The organism is Bacteroides faecis MAJ27, assembly GCF_900106755.1.
Taxonomy (GTDB): Bacteria; Bacteroidota; Bacteroidia; order Bacteroidales; family Bacteroidaceae; genus Bacteroides; species Bacteroides faecis.
In genome coordinates this window covers 23,395-45,881 of the sequence record NZ_FNNN01000010.1, presented here as the reverse complement: position 1 = coordinate 45,881, position 22,487 = coordinate 23,395, and the positions used below count along the sequence as shown (strand labels likewise).

The window sequence follows — 22,487 nt, the reverse complement described above, 5'->3', positions numbered from 1 at the left end:
TTCTAACAAAAAGAAAGCGCCGTTCCTGATGAAGAAACGGCGTTTTCGCGTATATTCGCAAAAGTGTAGATTTATAGCACAAAGAACCGATCCTGCAGACCTTTCAGAAAACTTCGGGAGATTATCAGATCGCTTTTATCATGAAAAGGCGGATAGAGCTGGCAACATTTCCCATCAATCATTGCAAGATAATTAACATTGACAATAGCTGACTGGCTAATCTGAATAAAAGCTTGTGAGTAACCAATGATATCTTCGGCTTTTGTATTTCGCTTCAAGTTCAACCGGGTCTGATTGAACAGAGCTACCTGCCACTGGCGCTTGTCTTTCAGATATTCGAAATACCCGATCTCTTCCAGCCGCAAAAGCTTGAAACCGGTCACCGTACTGATCATAAACATTCCCTGTTGCGGCATCAGGGCACTGACAGAAGAAGCAAAAGAGGACGAAGGAGCCACCGGTATCGAAGCGACATCTTTCCGGTAGCGTTCTATAACGATCTTCAGATCTTCCGTCTCAAAAGGTTTCAACAAGAAATCAAAAGCGGACTCACGCAGAGCCTGAAGCAGATATTTATCATATGAAGTATAAAAAACAACTTTCATATCCCACAGCACTTCATCGCGTATCTCACTCAACAGGTTAAGCCCCAGCACATCCGGAAGCTCCACATCCAAGAACAACAGGTCCGGACGCAGTTCCATTATCATCTTTTTCCCTTTTGCTCCATTGCTTGCTGTTCCTTTTATTTCAAACTCCTGATAAGCGCCCAGCTCCCTGCGCAAAGCATCAATCGCAGTACGCTCATCATCCACAATAACAACTTTATATTTATCTTCTACATTCATCATAATTCATAAGAAAAATGAAACGGTATATACACAGACACTTGTGTACCGGTCTGACCATCGTTTCGGTTGGTTATGTCAAAACGCATTTTCTCGTTTTTATTCTTTGTATTAAGCAGCTGGACCGTTTGATAGAGCACTTTCAGTCCGGTTCCCGTCCCTTTAGTCGAAGAAACAACTTGCGGAAGATACCCTCGTCCATTGTCACAAACCAAGATACGGATTCCTTTTCCTTCACGGGAAACACGGACAGACAACTCCTTTTCTCCATCTTTTCCAGCCAGTCCGTGCTTAATCGCATTCTCTACCGGAATCTGAACAATCATGGAAGGAATCATGATACGTTTTGCATCCAGTCCCTCCTCTACTATCACCGACGCTGTAAAGCCTTCGCCGATACGACCGCTTTCGAGGCTGATATACGACTGCACGAAATCCAGTTCGTCCTGCAAAGATACGCTTAACTTTTCAGTCAGTTCAAGGCTCCGACGGAGATATTTGACCAGTTCCATCAAATTATTCTTCACTTCCTCCGACCCATTGAACTGATTAATCTCCCGTCCCAGCACATTGAAAGTGAAATGAGGAGAAATCCGGCTCCGCAAGTTCTCCATACGGACACGATTGATCTGCTGAAAGAAACGTTCGCGGAGAAACTCTCTCTTTTTCCTCATATACCAGATGATCACTACCGTTCCGGCTGCGAGCAACAGGCAGACAAGCACCCAGATATACATGCTCAGCCTCAAAACCCGTACCTCACCAGCCTGCCGTTGAATCTGCATTTCTTTGCGCAATACGATCGTATCCTGACGGTAACGCATATCCAGTTCGGCCACACGAGTACGAATCCGCTCGCTACGGATAGAGTCATTCAGTTGGTAATCACGCTTCAGATATTTATATGCATTGCGGTAGTCGCCGGCCTTTTCATAATAATGCTGCAGATATTGGTTGCGTATAGTGAGCATATTGGCATCCACATGGCCGGTAGAAGCAGTCCGTGCAATCATCTCCCTGGCACGTGCGATATTTCCTTTTTTCAAGGAAAGCTCAATCATCAGTGTCTCAATATAGTGCATGGCGGAGTTATTCTTTATCTCCGAAAAATAACGATAACCTTCATTCAGATTGTTTTCAGCAGAATCCAAACGGTTAGTCAGCAGATAAAGATCGCCCAGATTGACTTTCGAGAGATTACTTTCAAATACCATTTGCGGATAATTCGCTATCATATCAGCCGCCTGCCGCATATAAACCAGTGCTTCCTGATAATCTTTCTTGTAATAGTAATGATTTCCCCGATTATTGAGATACACCCACTTCTCACTGACAGTCATTTCATCAAAAAACTGCCCTGCCAGCTCGTAATAATGATTTGACAAATCAAAGTCGCGCAAATCCATGTAAGTCTGTCCTAATCCGCAATAAACCGGAAACTTGGCATGTTCCGACAGATGCAGGGAGTCGCAGATAAACAATGCCTTCCGATAATAAGAAGCGGTATGTGCCAGTTCCCCACGATGCAGATGAGCATCAGCCAGATTCATACAAATATCCGATAGAAGATGCGCCTTGTCTCCTTTCAGACGATAAGCGTAGGATTTCTCATAATAGGCAACTGCCGAATCGGGCTGACTGAGTTGCATCCAGACATTTCCCTCGATGTTATATACATCCGAAAGCACATCATTCCAGCGCGGGCAGGCAGTTGCACGCTTGTCATACTCTTTCACAGGGCGGTTATAATAGAGGATAGAATCAAAATCAGACGATACGAAAAAAGTCTTTCCATACAATGCCATCAAGCGGTAATATGTCATCGAATCCTGCGTCTGATGGAGTGCATTACGCAATAAAGAACGCGAATAAGGCAAGTTAGAGAACAGAGAATCCTGTGCACGGACTTCCAAAGAATCAATAAATGATTGCTCACACAAAGAGTGACTGCGATGCTTATCCACACAACTGCAGCTCAACCATATCACCAACCCTATCAACCCAAATAGCTTCATAGCAGATTTCGCTTTATTTCGTCCCCTCGTCCGTGTCTAATTTTGAATGCCACAAAAATACATTAATTATATTGAATCTCAACGAAATTTATTATTTTTTTAATACCTTTGCGCCCATATAAACATGAGTAACTGACCTAATGAGTCCATTGAACTTTACCCACATTCTGACACAGGCAGTCGATGAGCTATCGGAAAGCGAATCTTACAAAGGGCTGTTTCATCAACATAAAGATGGCGAACCATTGCCCTCTGCTAAAGTTTTGTATGAAATTATCGAGCTTTCACGTGCCATTCTCTTCCCCGGATACTACGGAAATTCCACCATCAACAGCCGGACAATCAATTATCACATCGGTGTAAATATCGAAAAGTTATTTGACTTGCTCACAGAGCAAATCCTTGCCGGATTATGTTTCGGAACGACAGAAGGAAAATGCAACGTCTGCTCGGAGTCGAGAAGAGAAGAAGCTGCCCGACTAGCCGCGAAGTTTATCAGTAAACTACCCGCTATGAGAAGAATACTGGCAACGGATGTAGAAGCCGCCTACAACGGCGACCCTGCTGCCAAGAGCTACGGTGAAGTTATTTTCTGTTATCCCGCTATCAAAGCGATCAGCAATTATCGTATTGCACACGAACTGCTGGAACTGGGTGTTCCCCTAATTCCGCGCATGATTACGGAAATGGCACATAGCGAAACGGGAATCGACATTCATCCGGGAGCGAAAATAGGCAGTCACTTTACCATAGACCACGGAACGGGTGTCGTGATCGGTGCAACAAGCATCATCGGAAATAATGTCAAATTATATCAGGGTGTCACCCTGGGAGCGAAAAGCTTCCCGCTGGATGCCGACGGAAAACCGATCAAGGGCATTCCCCGCCACCCGATTCTGGAGGACAATGTCATTGTCTACTCCAATGCTACTATCTTAGGAAGAATTACTATCGGAAGAGACGCCACCGTAGGAGGTAATATCTGGGTAACAGAGAACATCCCCGCCGGAGCGAAAATAGTACAAACAAAAGCAAAGAAATAAAATCAATTAACTATATATGAGCGAACAATTCGAGATGATAGCCAAGACCTTCCAGGGACTGGAAGAGATCCTTGCTGAAGAACTTACAACACTGGGAGCCAACGATATCCAGATAGGACGCCGCATGGTTTCATTTACAGGAGACAAGCGTATGATGTACAAGGCAAATTTCTGCCTCCGTACTGCTATCCGCATTCTAAAACCGATCAAGAATTTTACGGCAAAGGATGCTGATGAAGTTTACAACCAGATACAGGCTATTCCATGGGAAGAGTATCTTGATGTAAACAAGACGTTTGCGATAGATGCAGTTGTATTCAGCGAGGAATTCCGTCATTCCAAGTTTGTATCGTATAAGGTGAAGGATGCTATTGTGGATTATTTCCGCGAAAAGACAGGCAAACGTCCGTCGGTACGCATCAATAATCCAGATGTACTGCTCAATATTCACATTGCACATACCACTTGTACGTTGTCGCTGGACTCTTCCGGAGAATCGCTTCATCGTCGCGGATACCGTCAGGAACAGGTAGAAGCTCCGCTGAACGAAGTATTGGCTGCTGGTATGGTTCTGATGACAGGATGGCGCGGCGAATGTGACCTGATTGACCCGATGTGCGGTTCGGGAACGATTCCTGTGGAAGCAGCACTGATAGCAAGAAACATCGCTCCGGGAGTATTCCGCAAAGGATTCGCATTTGAGAAATGGGTGGATTTCGATTCGGAAATGTTCGACGAGATTTACAATGATGATAGCCAGGAGCGCGAGTTTACGCATAAGATTTATGGATATGACAACAGTCCGAAAGCGAATGAAATAGCAACACATAATATAAAAGCGGCAGGCGTATCCAAGGATGTGACACTGAAACTGCAACCGTTCCAGCAGTTTGAGCAACCGCAGGAAAAGTCCATTATCGTCATGAATCCCCCTTATGGTGAACGTATCTCCACCAATGACTTGCTCGGATTGTACCAGATGATTGGTGAGCGTCTGAAGCATGCGTTTGTAGGAAACGAAGCCTGGGTACTCTCTTACCGCGAAGAATGTTTCGATCAGATTGGCCTGAAAGCAAGTCAGAAAGTACCGTTATTCAATGGTGCACTGGAATGCGAGTTCCGCAAATATGAGATTTTCGACGGAAAATATAAAGAGTTCAAGAGTCAGGAGGGAGAAGGAGAAGAGAAAAAAGAGACAGAAGGAGGCTATGATGCTTCGAAACCCCGGGAAAGAAAAGAATTCAAGCCACGTGGGGAAGGAGAATTCAGACCCAGACGGGAAGGTGAGTTCAAACCGCGTCGCGAAGGGGAATTCAAGCCACGCAGAGAAGGTGAATATAAACCACGCCGCGAAGGAGAGTACAAACCACGTCGGGAGGGTGACTTCAAACCGAAACGAGAAGAAGGAAGCTTTACACGGGATGACAGGGACAGAAAGCCGAGAGGCGAGTTCCGGGGAGAAAGAGATTCGAGAGCTCCGAGAGAGTTCAGAGGAAATCGGGAGCCCAGAATTCCGAAGAAGGAAGAAGAGTAATTTCATTCCTTCATTGACTATCAATATAAGGTCGCAAAATGCGACCTTATCAATATTTGGAAAAGACCTATCATCCGACAGGAAAAGGTCTGCCATTCAAGTAAAGACAACCTCCTTGGACAGGGTAAAAATAGAAGGATTTAAAAACAAATAAAGTAAAAAGCAATGAGTAAAATTGGAAAAAGAGCCATCTTGATATTGCTGGCACTACCAATCGTAATCAATGTTATGGCACAGGAAACTAAAAAGCTGACACTGGAAGATTTGATTCCGGGTGGCGAAACCTACCGCTATGCAGAAAACCTGTACGGCCTGCAATGGTGGGGAGATGTGTGTATCAAACCAAGTACCGACACCATCTACACCGTCCAGCCCCAAACGGGGAAAGAGGCGGTACTCACTACCCTTGAACAAATCAACAAAGTACTTGCAGACCATAAAGCAGGGAAACTGTCGACCCCGTATTCTATTCTTTACCCATGGGCAGACAAGCCGCAAATGCTACTGAAAGTATCCGGCAAGTTCATCGTATACGATTTCAAGAACAACCGGATTGTCAGCACACTGAAACTGAAGGAGAAAGCAGCTAACGAGGACTATTGCGCAGCCAACGGAAACGTAGCCTACACAGTAAACAATAACCTGTATGTGAACGAACAGGCCATCACTAACGAGCCCGAAGGCATTGTCTGCGGTCAGTCCGTACACCGCAATGAGTTCGGCATCAACAAAGGCACTTTCTGGAGCCCGAAAGGAAACTTGCTCGCTTTCTACCGCATGGACGAAAGCATGGTCACGCAATATCCGCTTGTAGACATCACCGCACGCGTAGGAGAAGTGAACAACATCCGTTATCCAATGGCGGGAATGACCAGCCACCAAGTAAAAGTAGGCATCTACAACCCTGCTACCGGAAAGACGATCTATCTGGATGCAGGCGATCCGACCGACCGTTATTTCACCAATATCAGCTGGTCGCCGGACGAAAAAAACCTCTACCTTATCGAGCTGAACCGCGACCAGAACCACGCCGTACTTTGCCAATATGATGCAACGACAGGCAAACTGACGGGCAAACTGCTGGAAGAAACGCACCCTAAATATGTAGAGCCTCAGCACCCCATCGTATTCTTACCGTGGGATAACAGTAAATTCATCTACCAAAGCCAGCGCGACGGATACAATCACCTATACCTATGCGACATCACCACCAGCCTCAAAGGCGACTGGAAAAGCGAAGCCGCAGGCGGCAAGCATATCGAATACATCCCGGTGAAACAACTGACCGAAGGTAAATGGCTGGTAGGCGACATTCTGGGCTTCAACGCAAAGCGGAAGGAAGTCATCTTCCAGGCAGTAGACGGCAAAGGCTGCAATAACTTTGCGGTGAATGTAAACACAGGAAAACGAAGTCTCCCGTTCAGTTTCCGTTCTACCACCGAAGGAGAACACAACGGAACGCTCAGCGCATCGGGAACCTATCTCATCGACCGTTATTCGACTCCTACCCTTCCGCGCTGCATTGACATCGTGGATACCAAAAGTCTGAAAACAGTCAACCTGCTGACCGCCCCAAACCCGTATGAGGGGTATCAGATGCCCACCATCGAAACCGGCACCATTAAAGCTGCAGACGGAACCACCGACCTATATTACCGCCTCACCAAACCCTCAGACTTCGACCCGAACAAGAAGTATCCGGTCATCGTCTACGTATACGGCGGGCCACACGCGCAACTCGTCACCGGCGGCTGGCTGAACGGTTCCCGCGGATGGGACATCTACATGGCCAACAAAGGCTATATCATGTTCACCCTCGACAACCGGGGCAGTGCCAACCGGGGACTGGAATTTGAAAACGCCACCTTCCGCCGGCTCGGCATTGAAGAAGGCAAAGACCAGGTGAAGGGAATTGAATTTCTGAAATCTCTCCCCTACATAGACGGAAACCGCATCGGCGTGCACGGATGGAGTTTCGGAGGTCACATGACCACTGCCCTGCTGCTCCGCTACCCGGAAATATTCAAGGTAGGCGTGGCCGGCGGACCTGTCATCGACTGGGGATACTACGAAGTGATGTACGGCGAACGCTACATGGATACTCCGGAAAGCAACCCGGAAGGCTACAAAGAATGTGACCTGAAGAACCTTGCCGGACAGTTAAAAGGTCATCTGCTCATTATCCATGACGACCACGACGACACCTGCGTACCGCAACACACACTTTCGTTTATGAAAGCCTGTGTAGACGCCCGCACTTATCCCGACCTGTTTATTTACCCGTGCCACAAGCACAACGTATCAGGCCGCGACCGCGTACATCTGCACGAGAAAATCACCCGGTACTTTGAGCAGAACCTATAAAGACCGACAGCTCACAGTACCATACCGAAAAGCCCATAACTAAAAACTCATAACCCAATACTCATTATGAAAATATTATTACTAGGCTCGGGTGGCCGCGAACATGCACTGGCATGGAAAATTGCCCAAAGTCCGAAAGTTGAAAAGCTGTACATCGCTCCGGGAAACGCCGGAACAACCGCCGTAGGCGAGAATGTCAACATCAAAGCTACCGACTTTGAAGCGATCAGCGCTTTCGCTCTGAAAGAGAACATCGAAATGGTGGTAGTAGGTCCCGAAGATCCATTGGTAGAAGGCATCTACGACTATTTCCAGAATCGTCCCGAACTGAAGCATATTGCCGTTATCGGTCCGTCCGCCAACGGAGCACAGCTGGAGGGCAGCAAGGAGTTTGCCAAAGGCTTCATGATGCGTCACCAAATCCCGACAGCCCGATATAAAAGTATCACAGCCGAAAACCTTGAAGAAGGGCTGGCTTTCCTCGAAACGCTGGAAGCTCCTTACGTACTGAAAGCAGACGGACTCTGTGCCGGAAAAGGCGTTCTGATTCTCCCTACACTGGACGAAGCCAAGAAAGAACTGAAGGAAATGCTTGGCGGCATGTTCGGCTCCGCATCGGCAACAGTCGTTATTGAAGAGTTTCTGAGCGGCATCGAATGTTCCGTATTCGTGCTTACCGACGGCGAACACTACAAAGTACTCCCCGTAGCGAAAGACTACAAGCGCATCGGCGAAGGAGACAAAGGGCTCAACACAGGCGGTATGGGCAGTGTGACTCCGGTTCCGTTTGCCGACGAAGAATACATGGAGAAAGTACGCACCCGCATCATCGAACCGACCATCAACGGGCTGAAAGAAGAAAACATCGTCTACAAAGGCTTCATCTTCCTCGGACTGATCCGAGTGAAAGGCGAACCGATGGTAATCGAATATAACGTCCGCATGGGCGATCCGGAGACAGAAAGCGTCATGCTCCGCATCCAAAGCGACTTTGTGGAATTGCTGGAAGGCACAGCCGCAGGCAACCTCGACGAAAAGACGCTGGTGATAGACCCGCGTTCGGCAGGCTGTGTTATCCTCGTGAGCGGCGGTTACCCCGAAGCATACGAAAAAGGCTTCCCTATCAGCGGTCTGGAACAGGCTGCCGCTACCGAAAGCATCATCTTCCATGCCGGAACAGCCATGAAGGACGGACAAATCGTAACGAACGGAGGACGCGTGATCGCTGTCTGCTCTTACGGAGCCACGAAGGAAGAAGCACTGGCACAGAGCTATAAAGTGGCAGACATGATCAACTTTGACAAGAAGTATTTCCGTCACGATATCGGATTCGACTTATAATGAGAAACAAGAGACTACAAGGTCAGGTCACAGCAGGGCGGTGGACACTCCCTGCTGCCATTTTCATCTGCACCCTTTGTTGGGTGCTGACCTCTGTCCTATTGCCGGGACTCACCATGCCGGCGGGCAAAGAAGGCGGTTCCGTCCTCTGGCAGTCCGCCCGCACGCTGTTGCTTCCCACATGGGCAGAACACCTTGTCAGTTTTCTTATCTACGCAGCTGCCGGCTATTTCCTGATTGAGCTGAACAACCGGTTCGGCATCATTCGTATGCGGGCTTCCGTACAAACGGCCATTTATTTTCTGCTGGTCACAGTCTGCCCGGAAATGCACCTGCTGTACGCAGGAGACGTGGCTGCCATTGCCTTTTTATTCTCCATCTATTTTCTGTTCAAGAGTTATCAACAGTCGCAGGCGGCAGGATATTTGTTCTATTCCTTCCTCTTTATCGGTGCAGGAAGCATTTTCTTTCCCCAGCTCACCTTCTTTTCGGTGCTCTGGCTGTTTGAAGCATACCGTTTCCAGTCGCTTACGTTCCGCAGTTTCTGCGGCGCATTAATAGGATGGACGATGCCCTACTGGATGCTGTTCGGACATGCTTTCTTCTACGATCAGATGGAGCTGTTCTATCACCCATTCAGGGAACTGGCTACTTTTGGAGATTTACTCAACCTGCAGGTACTCCAGTCTTGGGAACTGGCAACACTCGGTTACCTGTTTGTGCTATTCATCGTCAGCGCCGCCCATTGCGTCGTTGCCGGATTCGAAGACAAGATACGTACACGTGCCTATTTACAATTTCTCATAGACCTGACGCTCTTCCTCTTCGTACTGATTGCGCTGCAGCCGTCGCAATGCAGCAACCTTCTGCCGTTGCTTATGATAAGCAGCAGCATACTGATCGGACACCTTTTCGTGCTGACCAACAGCAAAACATCGAATGTATTTTTCATTGTTTCTGTGGTCTGCCTCATCCTCTTATTCGGTTTTAACGTATGGACGCTTTTATAGACTCAACAATACAACTCCTCATCGAATGGGGACTTCCGGGATTGTTTATCTCGGCTCTACTTGCAGGGAGTATCATACCGTTCAGTTCCGAACTGGTGCTGGTAGCACTGGTGAAACTCGGTCTGAACCCTACCGCCTGTATATTAGCTGCCGCGCTCGGCAACACCGCAGGCGGAATGACCTGTTATTATATGGGGCGTCTGGGCAAAATAAGCTGGATTGAAAAATACTTCAAAGTAAAGAAAGAGAAAGTAGACAAAATGATGAAGTTCCTGCAAGGAAAGGGAGCATTGATGGCATTTTTCGCCTTCCTGCCAGCTGTCGGAGAAGTAATCTCCATCGCACTGGGATTTATGCGAAGCAATGTATGGCTTACCACCGCTTCCATGTTTGCCGGGAAACTGATACGCTACATCTTACTTTTATACGTGCTGGAAAGCGCATGGAATGTTGTTGCAGGATGAAAAGAGTAATTGAAAAGACTGACGACGGGAGTGCTACCCTATTTGTTCCGGAATTGAATGAACATTATCATTCGACCAAAGGAGCACGTACGGAGTCGCAGCATATTTTCATCAATATGGGACTGAAAGCATCCGATTCCCCCTCCCCACATATCTTGGAGATCGGTTTCGGAACAGGACTGAATGCCTGGCTTACCCTTGAAGAAGCAGAAAGAAGCGGACGCAACGTACACTATACAGGCCTCGAACTCTACCCGTTGGAATGGCAGATGGTGGAGCAACTGGGATATATAGGGAAAGAGAATGATGAGCATTCAGCGATCAATAGCGGACAACAAGCAGCCATCGATCTATTCAGAGGCATTCATACATCACCGTGGGAAGAAGAAATATCCTTTACCCCACACTTCACTCTCTGTAAAATACAAGCCGACGTTAATAAATGGATAATGAATAATGAACAATGGGCAATAAACCGTACCATTACACAGCACAGCCATTCTCCATTGTCCATTATCCATTCTCCATTATCATTTGACGTTATCTATTTCGATGCCTTCGCTCCAGAAAAGCAACCGGAAATGTGGTCGCAGGAACTATTTAACCGTTTATATGTTTTATTAAATGAAGGAGGCATCCTCACCACTTATTGCGCCAAAGGAGTCATCCGGCGCATGTTGCAGGCAGCAGGCTTTACCGTAGAGCGCCTTCCCGGTCCTCCGGGAGGAAAGCGGGAAATACTACGTGCCCTGAAGCCGAAAGAAAAGCAAGAAGCTGAAATATAGAAATACAGAGATACAAGGAAAAAGTAGCAACCCCCGATATTAATACAATAGTCATGAAACAACAACTAAAAGATCTGAAAACACTCCTTCTTCTTGGCTCCTGCCTCCTGTTGGCAGCCTGCACGGGCCGAACGTCCAAAGCAAGCGGCAACGAAGAAGCAAAACCGGTCATTACCGTCACCATTGAACCGCAACGCTACTTCACGGAAGCGATTGCCGGTGACAAGTTTACGGTAGTGAGCATGGTCCCGAAAGGTTCCAGTCCGGAGACATACGACCCGATTCCTCAACAACTGGTATCCCTGGGAGACAGCAAAGCATACCTCCGCATCGGCTACATCGGCTTTGAGCAGACCTGGATGGACCGGCTGATGAATAACACTCCGCACATCCAAGTATTCGACACCTCAAAAGGTGTAGACCTAATTCTGAACAACAACGAACAGGAACACACAGCCGGACATCATGACCACGACGGGCACAATCATGCCGTAGAACCACATATATGGAACTCTACCACCAACGCCCTGATACTTGCCGGAAACACCTTTAAGGCACTTTGCATGCTCGACAAGCCCAACGAGGCCTATTATCTGGCACGCTACGACTCCCTCTGCCGTCGTATCCAACATACCGACAGCCTCATCCGCCGGCAACTTTCCGCCCCGAAATCGGCCAAATCCTTTATGATTTACCATCCGGCTCTCTCCTACTTCGCCCGCGACTACGGACTGCATCAGATTTCAATCGAGGAAGGCGGTAAAGAACCTTCACCTGCCCATCTGAAAGAACTGATAGACTTGTGCAAATCGGAAAAAGTAGGTGTCATCTTCGTACAACCGGAGTTCGACAAGCGCAACGCAGAGACCATCGCGCAGCAAACCGGCACAAAGGTAGTCCCCATCAACCCGTTAAGTTATGACTGGGAGACAGAAATGCTGAACGTAGCCAAAGCACTCACCCCTATGGACCCCGAATAAAAACGGGACTCTATAGAATGAACGACCGAATCATACATAAACGAAGTAACTCTCCAAATATGAAACCGATTATCGAAATAAAGAACCTTGCTGCCGGATACGACGGTCGTACTGTACTCCACGACGTAGACCTGAACGTTTACGAACGGGACTTTCTGGGCATCATCGGTCCGAACGGAGGCGGCAAGACGACACTGATCAAGTGCATCCTCGGTCTGCTGAAACCGACTGCCGGAGAAATCATCTTCCACACTCCTACAGAACCATCCGGCACGCCCCAAACCGTCACTTCCGGTGCTCAGACTTCCCTCGGCTATCTGCCACAGTACAGCACCATCGACCGGAAGTTTCCGATTTCGGTGGAGGAAGTGATTCTCTCCGGACTAAGTATCCAGAAATCACTGACTTCCCGCTTCACTCCCGAACAGAAGGAGAAAGGCAAACAAATCATCGTCCGCATGGGACTCGAAGGACTCGAGCACCGTTCCATCGGCCAGCTTAGCGGCGGACAACTACAGCGTGCACTGCTCGGACGCGCCATTATCTCCGATCCTTCGGTACTGATTCTCGACGAACCCAGCACGTACATCGACAAACGTTTTGAAGCCCGCCTCTACGAACTGTTGGCTGAAATAAACAAGGAATGCGCCATCATCCTCGTCAGCCATGACATCGGCACCGTACTGCAACAAGTAAAGTCCATCGCCTGCGTCAACGAAACACTGGACTACCACCCCGATACGGGCGTCTCTACAGAATGGCTGGAAAAGAACTTCAACTGCCCCATCGAACTGTTAGGACACGGCACGTTGCCACACCGCGTTCTCGGTGAACATCACCATCATCACTAAACATTCACTGTAAAATGTACGTCCAGGAACTACTGTACTATATTGAAAAGGGAACATATACAAACATTTCGTCCCACTTCCTTCCAAAACAGAAAAGAAATGGGACGAAACAATATCATATAAAATAATGACTTCTTACAATCTCTGAATTTCTTCAGGTACTCAATCCATTCTTCCAGTGAAGTAACGGCTACTTTATTGAATTCATTCACACGAATCAGGAAATACTCCGGAAAAACTTCTGCGGGAAGTTTACGGACGAGGGCATCCTTTTCTTTAGTGGTTATTTCGAGCCGATCTCCGGTGTGTACTCCCGTAAAGTTATTCTGACCATGATACAAATAATCGTCCCCTTTGCCGATATCGAAGTAGAGGATACTTATAGAATAAATCTTTTTCACCTCGTAGTAGCGTTCACCCAAAGAAATATGTTCCATAATCACTTTCGCCACTCCGTAAAGGATGCGTTCCAGATAATATAACTCACGGGTATTCTGAATCTCTACAATGATTATTTCATCTTTACTATTTCTGGCTTTGATGTCCACACGGTTGAACTTATCATCAATGGTCTGCTGATTACTTTCACTGCCCAATCAAAACGTATATATCTGTCCTGTTGTTCCATATCAGTCTCTTTTTTAAGTTATTGCAAAGCTACGATTTTTCTGATAATGCTAAGAAAAAGATCAAAACAAATCAGGAATGAATGCACAATAAGTCACCGAGAGAAGTATAACATCCAATATACAGGCTATATATGGCCTGCATATTGGATCTATACATGCTGCACGCTGGATCTATATGTCCTGCACGTTGGAACGATATCCCCAACAAACAGCCATTCCTGATGCTAGTTGGAGCCAAATTTGTACAGAAATGAAGAATATCACTTCATCAAAAGAACAATTCTATAATCCGAACCAGACTAAATATGGAGGCATCAGACTGCAGGATGGCTTGTGAAAGTTGCCCTGCCGACCCACCTCCCAAAGAGGATGTCACCCTTAATACCCCATAGGCAGGACATCCTCTTGTTGATTCTCCAATTTCACTAAAAGGACATAAGATAAAGTAAATCACCTTTCTGTTACTTAATATTTCTTACTTTCTGCCTCATTATCCTTACAAATCACTATCTTTGCGCCCACGTAATCTGTTTTTAACGAAAAATCGACGATAGTGCTAATGAAACAGTACAGAACTATAAACAACCTTGTAGGTTGGATTACCTTCATTATTGCGGCAACGGTCTACTGCCTGACGATAGAACCTACTGCCAGTTTTTGGGATTGTCCCGAGTTTATAACTACCGGTTATAAACTGGAAGTAGGACACCCGCCCGGCGCACCCTTCTTTATGTTGGTAGCGAATCTCTTTTCTCAATTCGCCTCCGATGTAACCACCGTAGCGAAGATGGTAAACTACATGAGTGCCCTCATGAGCGGTGCCTGTATCCTGTTCCTTTTCTGGAGCATCACCCATCTGGTTCGCAAACTGGTGATCACCGACGAAAACAATATCACGACAGGCCAGCTTATCACAGTGATGGGTAGCGGACTGGTCGGCGCATTGGTCTATACATTCAGCGATACCTTCTGGTTCTCTGCCGTAGAAGGCGAAGTATATGCTTTCTCCTCCCTGTTCACAGCCGTTGTATTCTGGCTGATTCTGAAATGGGAAGACGTAGCCAATCAGCCCCACAGCGACCGTTGGCTGATTCTGATCGCATATCTGACCGGATTGAGTATCGGTGTCCACCTGCTGAACCTCCTCTGCCTGCCGGCAATCGTACTGGTTTACTACTACAAGAAAACGCCGAACGCCACCGCTAAAGGCTCCTTGCTCGCCCTCCTCGGATCGGGTGTACTCGTTGCTGCCGTGCTTTATGGCATCGTGCCGGGTATCGTAAAAGTGGGCGGCTGGTTCGAACTGCTATTCGTCAACGGACTGGGTATGTCGTTCAACTCAGGCGTAGTGGTATATATCATTCTGCTTGCCGCAATCCTTATCTGGAGTGTGTACGAAAGCTACACCGAAAAGAGCAGACTCCGTATGGCGATCTCCTTCATCCTGACCATTGCCCTGCTGGGTATTCCGTTCTACGGTCATGGAGTGAGCAGTATTCTGATCGGTATTGTAGTTATCGCCTTATTAGGCATTTACCTTGCACCGCAGGTACAGGAAAAGATCAAAGAGAAATGGCGCATTTCTGCCCGTACCATGAATACAGCACTGCTGTGTACGATGATGATCGTGATCGGTTACTCTTCTTATGCACTGATCGTGATCCGTTCTACCGCCAATACTCCGATGGACCAGAACTCTCCAGAAGATATCTTCACGCTGGGCGAATATCTGGGCCGTGAACAATACGGAACCCGTCCCCTTTTCTACGGTCCCGCTTTCTCTTCGAAGGTAGCGCTTGACGTGAAAGACGGATACTGCGTTCCCCGCCAATCACAGACGGGAAGCAAATACGTCCGCAAAGAAAAGACTTCACCGGACGAAAAAGACTCATACATCGAACTTCCGGGACGTATCGAATACGAATACGCTCAGAATATGCTTTTCCCACGTATGTACAGCTCGGCACACTCTTCCCTCTACAAGCAGTGGGTAGACATCAAAGGGCATGACGTACCCTACGACCAATGCGGTGAAATGGTAATGGTCAACGTACCAAACCAATGGGAAAACATCAAATTCTTCTTCTCCTACCAGCTCAACTTCATGTACTGGCGCTACTTCATGTGGAACTTTGCCGGACGACAAAACGATATCCAGAGCAGCGGAGAAATAGAACACGGCAACTGGATCACCGGAATCCCGTTTATCGACAACCTGCTGGTGGGCAATCAGGAACTGCTTCCGCAGGATCTCAAAAACAACAAAGGACACAACGTATTCTACTGCCTGCCTCTGCTGCTCGGCTTGATCGGACTCTTCTGGCAAGCCTACCACAGCCAACGGGGTATCCAGCAGTTCTGGGTCGTATTCTTCCTGTTCTTTATGACAGGCATCGCCATCGTGCTCTACCTCAACCAGACACCTGCACAGCCGCGCGAACGTGACTACGCATATGCCGGCTCGTTCTATGCCTTCGCCATCTGGGTCGGTATGGGAGTCGCGGGTATCATCCGTCTTCTGCAGGATTACTGCAAGATGAAAGAGGTTCCGGCTGCCGCACTCGCATCAGTACTCTGCCTGCTTGTTCCCATTCAGATGGCAGGACAAACGTGGGACGATCACGACCGCAGCGGTCGCTTCGTAGCCCGTGACTTCGGTCAGAACTACCTGATGACATTGCAGGAAGAAGGGAATCCGATCATCTTCACCAACGGTGACAACGATACTTTCCCGTTGTGGTACAATCAGGAAACAGAAGGTTTCCGTACCGACGCACGTACCTGTAACCTCAGTTACTTGCAGACCGACTGGTACATCGACCAGATGAAACGTCCGGCCTACGACTCTCCTTCGCTCCCGATCACCTGGGATCGTGTGGAATACGTGGAGGGACAGAACGAATACATCCCCATCCGTCCGGAAGTAAAAAAGAACATCGACCAGATGTATGCGCAAGCAGACAGCGCGCTCGAAAACGGAAATCCGGAAGTAATGAACGAACTGAAAGAACAGTTCGGAGAAAACCCGTACGAACTGAAGAATATCCTCAAATACTGGGTACGCTCGGATAAGGAAGGATTGCGTGTCATCCCTACCGACAGCATCGTAATGAAGATCGACAAGGAAGCTGTCCGCCGTTCCGGCATGAAAATACCGGAAGCACTGGGCGACTCCATCCCCGAATACATGACTATCTTGCTGAGAGACGCCAACGGCAGCCCGAAACGCGCCCTCTACAAGAGCGAACTGATGATGCTCGAAATGCTTGCCAATGCCAACTGGGAACGTCCTATCTACATGGCCATCACCGTAGGCAGCGAAAACCATCTCGGCATGGACAACCACTTCATGCAGGAAGGACTGGCATACCGCTTCACTCCGTTCGATACGGATAAGCTGAACAGCAAGATCGACAGCGAAAAGATGTACGACAACCTGATGAACAAGTTCAAGTTTGGCGGCATCGAGAAACCGGGCATCTATATCGACGAAAACGTGATGCGTATGTGCTACACACACCGCCGCATCTTCACACAACTTGTAGGACAACTCATCAAGGAAGGCAAGAAGGACAAGGCACTCGCCGCCCTCGACTACGCCGAGAAGATGATTCCGTCATACAACGTACCATACGACTGGGCAAACGGTGCTTTCCAAATGGCGGAAGCCTACTACCAGCTAGGACAAAACGAGAAAGCGAACAAGATCATCGACGAGCTTGCCAACAAGTCTCTCGAATACATGGTCTGGTATCTCAGCCTGACTGATTATCAGCTTTCCATCGCCAGCGAAAACTTCATGTACAATGCAGGACTGCTCGACGCGGAAGTACGCCTGATGGAGAAATACAAATCAGAAGATCTGGCAAAACATTACTCGGAACAACTCGACCAGCTATACAGCGAGTACGTTGCGAGAATGAAAGGGAAATAACTAACGTTGAGGATAAGCATGTATCAGAAGTCTATGCCCATCTCTTAATCGCGAATGACGCGGATAACACGGATTCTACATCAGAAAAAGTCCGCGTTATCCGCGTCATCCGTATTTAAAAAGTTCTCAACATTTTTATAATTAACTATCTATCAACAGCATGTTTATAGAACAACCACCTTGGTTCTTCCGAGCGCTGTATCCACAAGCCATCTTCCGGATGGACCCGAACGAACGGGCAGTCTACCTGACTTTTGACGACGGCCCTATACCGGAAGTTACCCCTTGGGTACTGGAGCTACTGAAGAAACACGATATTAAAGCTACTTTCTTTATGGTAGGTGACAATATCCGCAAACACCCGGACGAATACCGGATGGTGGTAGAACACGGACACCGCATCGGCAACCATACCTTCAACCACATCCGCGGCTTTGAATACTCGAATCCGGATTATCTGGCAAACACCAGAAAAGTAGACGAAATGATCCACTCAGACCTGTTCCGTCCACCACACGGGCACATGGGATTCCGGCAATATTACACCCTTCGCCACCATTACCGTATCATCATGTGGGATCTCGTAACCCGTGATTACAGTAAGCGAATGCGCCCGGAACAGGTACTGAACAACGTAAAACGTTACGTACGCAACGGCTCTATCATCACTTTCCACGACTCCTTGAAATCATGGAACAACGGGAACCTGCAATATGCCCTCCCCCGTGCCATCGAGTTTCTGAAAGCGGAAGGGTATACGTTCAAAGTATTTTAATTACCGATAAGGTTTTCGTTCATATCCATTATGAAAAAGCTCCTCTCCTCAGACCGAATTAAAGCCGAAGCACTACGTCTCGGCTTTTCCGCCTGTGGACTGGCGCCTGCCGAAGCTGTGGATGAAACTGTGGCTACCGCCTTCCGCCAATGGCTGGCGGACGGCTGCCAGGCAGAGATGGCGTATATGCAGAATTATGAGGATAAACGGCTCGATCCGCGCTTGTTGGTGGAAGGGGCACGTACGGTTATCAGCGTTGCGCTTAATTATTATCCGGCAACGAAGATTCCCGAAGGCGAGTATCAGATAGCATGGTACGCATATGGAAAAGATTATCACGATGTCATGAAGGTTAAACTGAAGGAACTTTTCGAGTTTATACAGAAAGAAGTTTCATCCTCCGAAGCTGAGATTACCACACCACCGGTTCAAGGTCGTATATTCTGCGATACAGCTCCTATACTGGAACGTTATTGGGCATGGCGCTCCGGCTTAGGCTGGATAGGAAAGAATACCCAGCTCATCATCCCCCGCTCCGGTTCCTTCTTCTTTTTGGGAGAAATTATCATTGATCTGGAAGCTGACAGCTATGACTCTCCACAGCGCAACCAATGCGGCTCGTGTACACGTTGTCTGGATGCTTGCCCGACAAAAGCATTAGAAGGACCTTTCAGACTCAATTCCGAAAGATGTCTTTCGTATCTTACCATCGAATACCGCGGGGATTTAAAGCCCGAAACGGGCAAAAAAATGGGGAATAAGATATATGGCTGCGACGAGTGCCTGAAAGCTTGTCCTTGGAATCGTTTCGCCCGTCCTTGCAGGACGGTGGAATTTCAACCATCCCCTTCTTTGTTGAGTATGAGAAAGGACGATTGGCATTCGCTGAGCGAAGAGCAATATAAAAACGTTTTCAAGGGTAGTGCGGTGAAAAGAGCCAAGTATAATGGACTGATACGTAATATTCAGGCGATTCATTCATCTTTTTCATATTAGCTATTGCACTTCCAAAGAAATGCTCTCCAAACTATTAAATTTGAATAACTATTATCGAAATAGCCATATAACATTAAAATCAAGCATTTAGAACAAATCAAGATGGTATAAATCAACTTACCGTATAGACTTATACCATCCTTATTTCAACTTCATCCACTTACAGCCGCCAGTCAACCACCAGCTTTTGTCCTGTAAAACGATGAGCTACATTCTTTTGTGATTATCGGGCATGCAATTTACTTGTTTCAATCGTCATTCCTTTCCCAACTTGCATAAAACTCCTGGTTCTGGCAGAAGTACCCACCTTCGTCATAACAGGCTCTCTCATGAATGGCGTATCTGCATTAAAGCTGAGCATACTACCATCTTCCTGAGACTCAATGTAGTATTTACCTCCGACCACTTCATATTGAGCTCCCCCTTGAAGCGTCACCAGGCCATTCATCCACTGTACACTACCGTCGCGCTGAAGCATACCTATATAACAAATGTATCCGCTACCACCAACGTAATAAACACTACCACCTATTTCTATTTGTCCGTAGAACATCACATTATATGGTATGTCGTCAGTATCAATATATACAGCTATATCCTCTTGGGCAGTAATATAAATCAATCCGCTAGTCACATCAAAGTTAGCTCGTATCGCATATTCAGCACTAGCACCCAAAACAGATTTTCCCCAACCCGCCAGATTATAAGTTGAATTGGCTGTAGCCTGTTCAATGGTAAGATCATAAGTAAATTGAGCACCATTGTTCATTCCTGCTAGTGTCCAGCTTCCCAAATAATCAGTGTAAACAGGGAGTCTTTGCGTGACGGCTATAGTGGCAGTCAAGGTTTCAGAAGTAAGAGTAACAGTTGCAGTTCGATTGGGCTGTCCGCTGTTATCCGTAGCTGTTAGAGTGAGAGAACTTTCATCGTATGCCACCGTCAGCCAATCTTCATCAGACTCAGCCGTGAAAGGCAGTGTACTGTTTACTTTAATATTGACCTCATCACCGGTGTAATACATAACCTGAGTAGTCTTTTCAGGAATAAGCTGAATCCCCGATTGCGTCACCGTTATTTCTGATTCCAGACTGCCACTGACCAGTTTAACCTTCGTTGTAAGATTATTGTTAGTATAGTTTGTCTGAGCCGTAAGCACCAAAGTATTCCCGTCTACCTGAGCGGAAAGCCAGGAATTCGCAGGCGTAGCAGTAAAAGGCAAAGAATTACTTACATGGATTCGCTGAGTTCCTCCATGAGCATCGAATGCTATATTATTATCCTCGGCAGCCGGTATCAGGTTTCCCGGCTGTGTAATAGGAAATGAGAGACTGTTCGCACCCTTTATCACTGTTATCAGTGCGGTACGTCCCTCTAAAGTCGTATTAGCTTCAAGAGTTGCTTTTACTACCTTTCCGGAGAGGCTGACAGTACACCAGGCCTGATCTGAAACCGCTTTATCTCCTTCTGCAGACAGAGTTACAGTTAAATCTCCTCCGGTAGCTGTAGCAGTTGCATCCCGTTTCACTATTTCAAGTCCTGCATCATTGTCATTAGAATCGTCGCAAGAGACGATGCATACACATAACAATAGCATAAATATATTTATAAACTTCTTCATAATCGTATTTTTTAAGCTATTAATTACTTATTTTCTGCAGAGTCGGATAAGGTATCTGCAATAAACTTCCAGCAGCGGTATCGCTACTTGGGGAACCAGTAAAGGCATAATATAAAAGCGAACTGGCCGACCCATATACTCCATTATCTTCAAATTCGATAGTCATCGGATCAGTCCCTTGTGAAGTGATATATCCGGATAGTCCTGTTCCCTCCGACCAAGTCAGATATCCTGCAGCGGCATCCCAAGGACAGAGATAAACTTGATAACTACCATATTTCCCCAGATATTGGTAAAGCAGGTCAATACACTCCGTATCAAAATTAAAGCTTACCTCAATATCGAACTGTGGAAGTCCGCGAAGCGTATAACTTACTCCCTCGATCTTTTGAGAAATAGTAACAGTAGATTGTGAACTGCCATATCTCATCCGATAGGTGCCCACATAGTTCGGATAGTTTGCAGGACAATAAAACTCGACAGAAGCACTCACTCCCTCATCCGTACATACAAAAGTACGCTTCGCACTATCCCAGACAAATTGCGTCATGACCGTCCCATTTATTTCCATCGGTTCAAACATCTTGATACCTTCTTCTGTGTAAATATACGGATAGCGCACCGTGGTTGCCTGCCCTCTATCATCAACGCTAGTCACAGTCAGTGCATGCTCCGAACGGAACATGTTAACCACCTCTGTCCCGCCAATCTTCAGCTTATAAGTAGCGTAAGGAGCGTCATCCTTAATCCGGTTAATGCCATTCAGAAAATCTTTCCAGTCAGTATCTGCCGACAAAGGAGTCATCACCAGCGTATTACCCCGCTTCTTTCCCGTCAATACGATTTTTTCTTTTGACACACTTCTGAAAATAAACTCATAATCACCCGCATATCCCGGATCATTATAACCATTAGGCTCACAAAACATGTGAATCAGTTCGTTGTGGGAGTCAAAACTCAACTCCGTTCCCTGGAAAGATACCACTTTATACAAAGTAGTACATACTTCACCTGCCGCATAATTATCGGTAGTCATCTCCGAAGCTAATTCCACATAATCATCACCAAACTTCGCAATCAGATTATATCCCCCGAACTCCGGTCCGTCACCGGGATAATACTCCATCAGCCAGCCATTGGATGCACTTTGCAGTGCTGCATGGCATTCATCTACAGAAGCCATTGCCCGCTGTGCCGAAGAGTCATCAAACACATCATCTTCGCTAAACAAACAAGATTGCGTCAGCAGGCATAAACATGCCAGTAGGCTATATATTTTTATATTCTTCATATACCTTCA

General features: G+C 47.1%; 16 protein-coding genes and 1 pseudogene. 12 read left to right on the top strand and 5 right to left on the bottom strand.

Going from position 1 to position 22,487, the window contains the following annotated elements; genetic code table 11:
• Positions 1-71: 71 nt before the first annotated feature.
• Positions 72-851, bottom strand: a complete 780-nt coding sequence (locus tag BLW31_RS10435) for a LytR/AlgR family response regulator transcription factor (RefSeq protein WP_010535999.1) — start codon at positions 849-851, stop codon at positions 72-74.
• A complete protein-coding gene (locus BLW31_RS10430; protein ID WP_029425174.1) occupies positions 848-2,863 on the bottom strand; it encodes a tetratricopeptide repeat-containing sensor histidine kinase in 2,016 nt (671 codons plus the stop codon). Before BLW31_RS10430 ends, BLW31_RS10435 begins: the two co-directional genes overlap by 4 nt.
• 140 nt (positions 2,864-3,003) lie before the next feature.
• Here BLW31_RS10430 and epsC point away from each other — a divergent pair, with 140 nt between their 5' ends.
• The 9 genes from epsC to BLW31_RS10385 all read left to right on the top strand — a co-directional run bounded on the left by epsC (position 3,004) and on the right by BLW31_RS10385 (position 13,235).
• A complete protein-coding gene (epsC, locus tag BLW31_RS10425) occupies positions 3,004-3,906 on the top strand; it encodes a serine O-acetyltransferase EpsC (protein WP_010535997.1) in 903 nt (300 codons plus the stop codon).
• A 16-nt stretch (positions 3,907-3,922) separates the two neighbouring features.
• Positions 3,923-5,440, top strand: a complete 1,518-nt coding sequence (locus tag BLW31_RS10420; RefSeq protein ID WP_010535996.1) for a THUMP domain-containing class I SAM-dependent RNA methyltransferase — start codon at positions 3,923-3,925, stop codon at positions 5,438-5,440.
• A gap of 165 nt (positions 5,441-5,605) precedes the next feature.
• A complete protein-coding gene (locus BLW31_RS10415; RefSeq protein WP_010535995.1) occupies positions 5,606-7,804 on the top strand; it encodes a S9 family peptidase in 2,199 nt (732 codons plus the stop codon).
• 66 nt (positions 7,805-7,870) lie between these two features.
• A complete protein-coding gene (gene purD / locus BLW31_RS10410) occupies positions 7,871-9,145 on the top strand; it encodes a phosphoribosylamine--glycine ligase (RefSeq protein ID WP_010535994.1) in 1,275 nt (424 codons plus the stop codon).
• Positions 9,145-10,155 carry a hypothetical protein gene (locus tag BLW31_RS10405; RefSeq protein ID WP_029425172.1) on the top strand — a complete coding sequence of 337 codons (1,011 nt, stop codon included), beginning with the start codon at positions 9,145-9,147 and terminating at the stop codon, positions 10,153-10,155. The genes purD and BLW31_RS10405 overlap by 1 nt, the downstream gene beginning before the upstream one ends.
• A complete protein-coding gene (locus BLW31_RS10400; RefSeq protein WP_010535992.1) occupies positions 10,140-10,619 on the top strand; it encodes a YqaA family protein in 480 nt (159 codons plus the stop codon). Before BLW31_RS10405 ends, BLW31_RS10400 begins: the two co-directional genes overlap by 16 nt.
• The gene (gene mnmC2 / locus BLW31_RS10395; RefSeq protein ID WP_010535991.1) at positions 10,616-11,404 is read left to right on the top strand and encodes a tRNA (5-methylaminomethyl-2-thiouridine)(34)-methyltransferase MnmC2; all 789 of its coding nucleotides are present in this window, start codon (positions 10,616-10,618) and stop codon (positions 11,402-11,404) included. Before BLW31_RS10400 ends, mnmC2 begins: the two co-directional genes overlap by 4 nt.
• A gap of 53 nt (positions 11,405-11,457) precedes the next feature.
• Positions 11,458-12,384, top strand: a complete 927-nt coding sequence (locus BLW31_RS10390) for a metal ABC transporter solute-binding protein, Zn/Mn family (RefSeq protein ID WP_010535990.1) — start codon at positions 11,458-11,460, stop codon at positions 12,382-12,384.
• Between the two features lie 59 nt (positions 12,385-12,443).
• Positions 12,444-13,235 (top strand): metal ABC transporter ATP-binding protein, encoded by a 792-nt coding sequence (locus tag BLW31_RS10385; RefSeq protein ID WP_010535989.1) that lies wholly within the window; start codon positions 12,444-12,446, stop codon positions 13,233-13,235.
• Between the two features lie 152 nt (positions 13,236-13,387).
• On the opposite strand, the pseudogene BLW31_RS10380 reads toward BLW31_RS10385, so the two are convergent.
• Positions 13,388-13,831 (bottom strand): annotated as a pseudogene (locus BLW31_RS10380) (PD-(D/E)XK nuclease family transposase); the annotation flags it as partial.
• A gap of 592 nt (positions 13,832-14,423) precedes the next feature.
• Here BLW31_RS10380 and BLW31_RS10375 point away from each other — a divergent pair.
• The 3 genes from BLW31_RS10375 (at position 14,424) to queG (ending at position 19,569) form a co-directional block, all read left to right on the top strand.
• Positions 14,424-17,798, top strand: a complete 3,375-nt coding sequence (locus tag BLW31_RS10375; protein WP_010535693.1) for a protein O-mannosyl-transferase family — start codon at positions 14,424-14,426, stop codon at positions 17,796-17,798.
• A gap of 160 nt (positions 17,799-17,958) precedes the next feature.
• Positions 17,959-18,573, top strand: coding sequence for a polysaccharide deacetylase family protein (locus tag BLW31_RS10370; protein ID WP_010535692.1), 615 nt, complete (start codon positions 17,959-17,961; stop codon positions 18,571-18,573).
• Between the two features lie 30 nt (positions 18,574-18,603).
• Entirely contained in the window at positions 18,604-19,569 is a 966-nt protein-coding gene (queG, locus tag BLW31_RS10365; protein WP_010535691.1) for a tRNA epoxyqueuosine(34) reductase QueG, read from the top strand.
• Between the two features lie 223 nt (positions 19,570-19,792).
• Here the strand turns inward: queG and BLW31_RS10360 are convergent, their stop codons facing one another.
• Entirely contained in the window at positions 19,793-21,187 is a 1,395-nt protein-coding gene (locus tag BLW31_RS10360) for a BACON domain-containing protein (RefSeq protein WP_010535690.1), read from the bottom strand.
• Positions 21,188-21,206: 19 nt separating this feature from the next.
• Positions 21,207-22,478 carry a DUF4302 domain-containing protein gene (locus tag BLW31_RS10355; RefSeq protein ID WP_010535689.1) on the bottom strand — a complete coding sequence of 424 codons (1,272 nt, stop codon included), beginning with the start codon at positions 22,476-22,478 and terminating at the stop codon, positions 21,207-21,209.
• Positions 22,479-22,487: the final 9 nt, after the last annotated feature.

Coding starts and splice junctions, on each gene's coding strand:
- BLW31_RS10435 (WP_010535999.1), bottom strand. CDS start 851: ATGATGAATGTAGAAGATAAATATAAAGTTGTTATTGTGGATGATGAG.
- BLW31_RS10430 (WP_029425174.1), bottom strand. CDS start 2,863: ATGAAGCTATTTGGGTTGATAGGGTTGGTGATATGGTTGAGCTGCAGT.
- epsC (WP_010535997.1), top strand. CDS start 3,004: ATGAGTCCATTGAACTTTACCCACATTCTGACACAGGCAGTCGATGAG.
- BLW31_RS10420 (WP_010535996.1), top strand. CDS start 3,923: ATGAGCGAACAATTCGAGATGATAGCCAAGACCTTCCAGGGACTGGAA.
- BLW31_RS10415 (WP_010535995.1), top strand. CDS start 5,606: ATGAGTAAAATTGGAAAAAGAGCCATCTTGATATTGCTGGCACTACCA.
- purD (WP_010535994.1), top strand. CDS start 7,871: ATGAAAATATTATTACTAGGCTCGGGTGGCCGCGAACATGCACTGGCA.
- BLW31_RS10405 (WP_029425172.1), top strand. CDS start 9,145: ATGAGAAACAAGAGACTACAAGGTCAGGTCACAGCAGGGCGGTGGACA.
- BLW31_RS10400 (WP_010535992.1), top strand. CDS start 10,140: ATGGACGCTTTTATAGACTCAACAATACAACTCCTCATCGAATGGGGA.
- mnmC2 (WP_010535991.1), top strand. CDS start 10,616: ATGAAAAGAGTAATTGAAAAGACTGACGACGGGAGTGCTACCCTATTT.
- BLW31_RS10390 (WP_010535990.1), top strand. CDS start 11,458: ATGAAACAACAACTAAAAGATCTGAAAACACTCCTTCTTCTTGGCTCC.
- BLW31_RS10385 (WP_010535989.1), top strand. CDS start 12,444: ATGAAACCGATTATCGAAATAAAGAACCTTGCTGCCGGATACGACGGT.
- BLW31_RS10375 (WP_010535693.1), top strand. CDS start 14,424: ATGAAACAGTACAGAACTATAAACAACCTTGTAGGTTGGATTACCTTC.
- BLW31_RS10370 (WP_010535692.1), top strand. CDS start 17,959: ATGTTTATAGAACAACCACCTTGGTTCTTCCGAGCGCTGTATCCACAA.
- queG (WP_010535691.1), top strand. CDS start 18,604: ATGAAAAAGCTCCTCTCCTCAGACCGAATTAAAGCCGAAGCACTACGT.
- BLW31_RS10360 (WP_010535690.1), bottom strand. CDS start 21,187: ATGAAGAAGTTTATAAATATATTTATGCTATTGTTATGTGTATGCATC.
- BLW31_RS10355 (WP_010535689.1), bottom strand. CDS start 22,478: ATGAAGAATATAAAAATATATAGCCTACTGGCATGTTTATGCCTGCTG.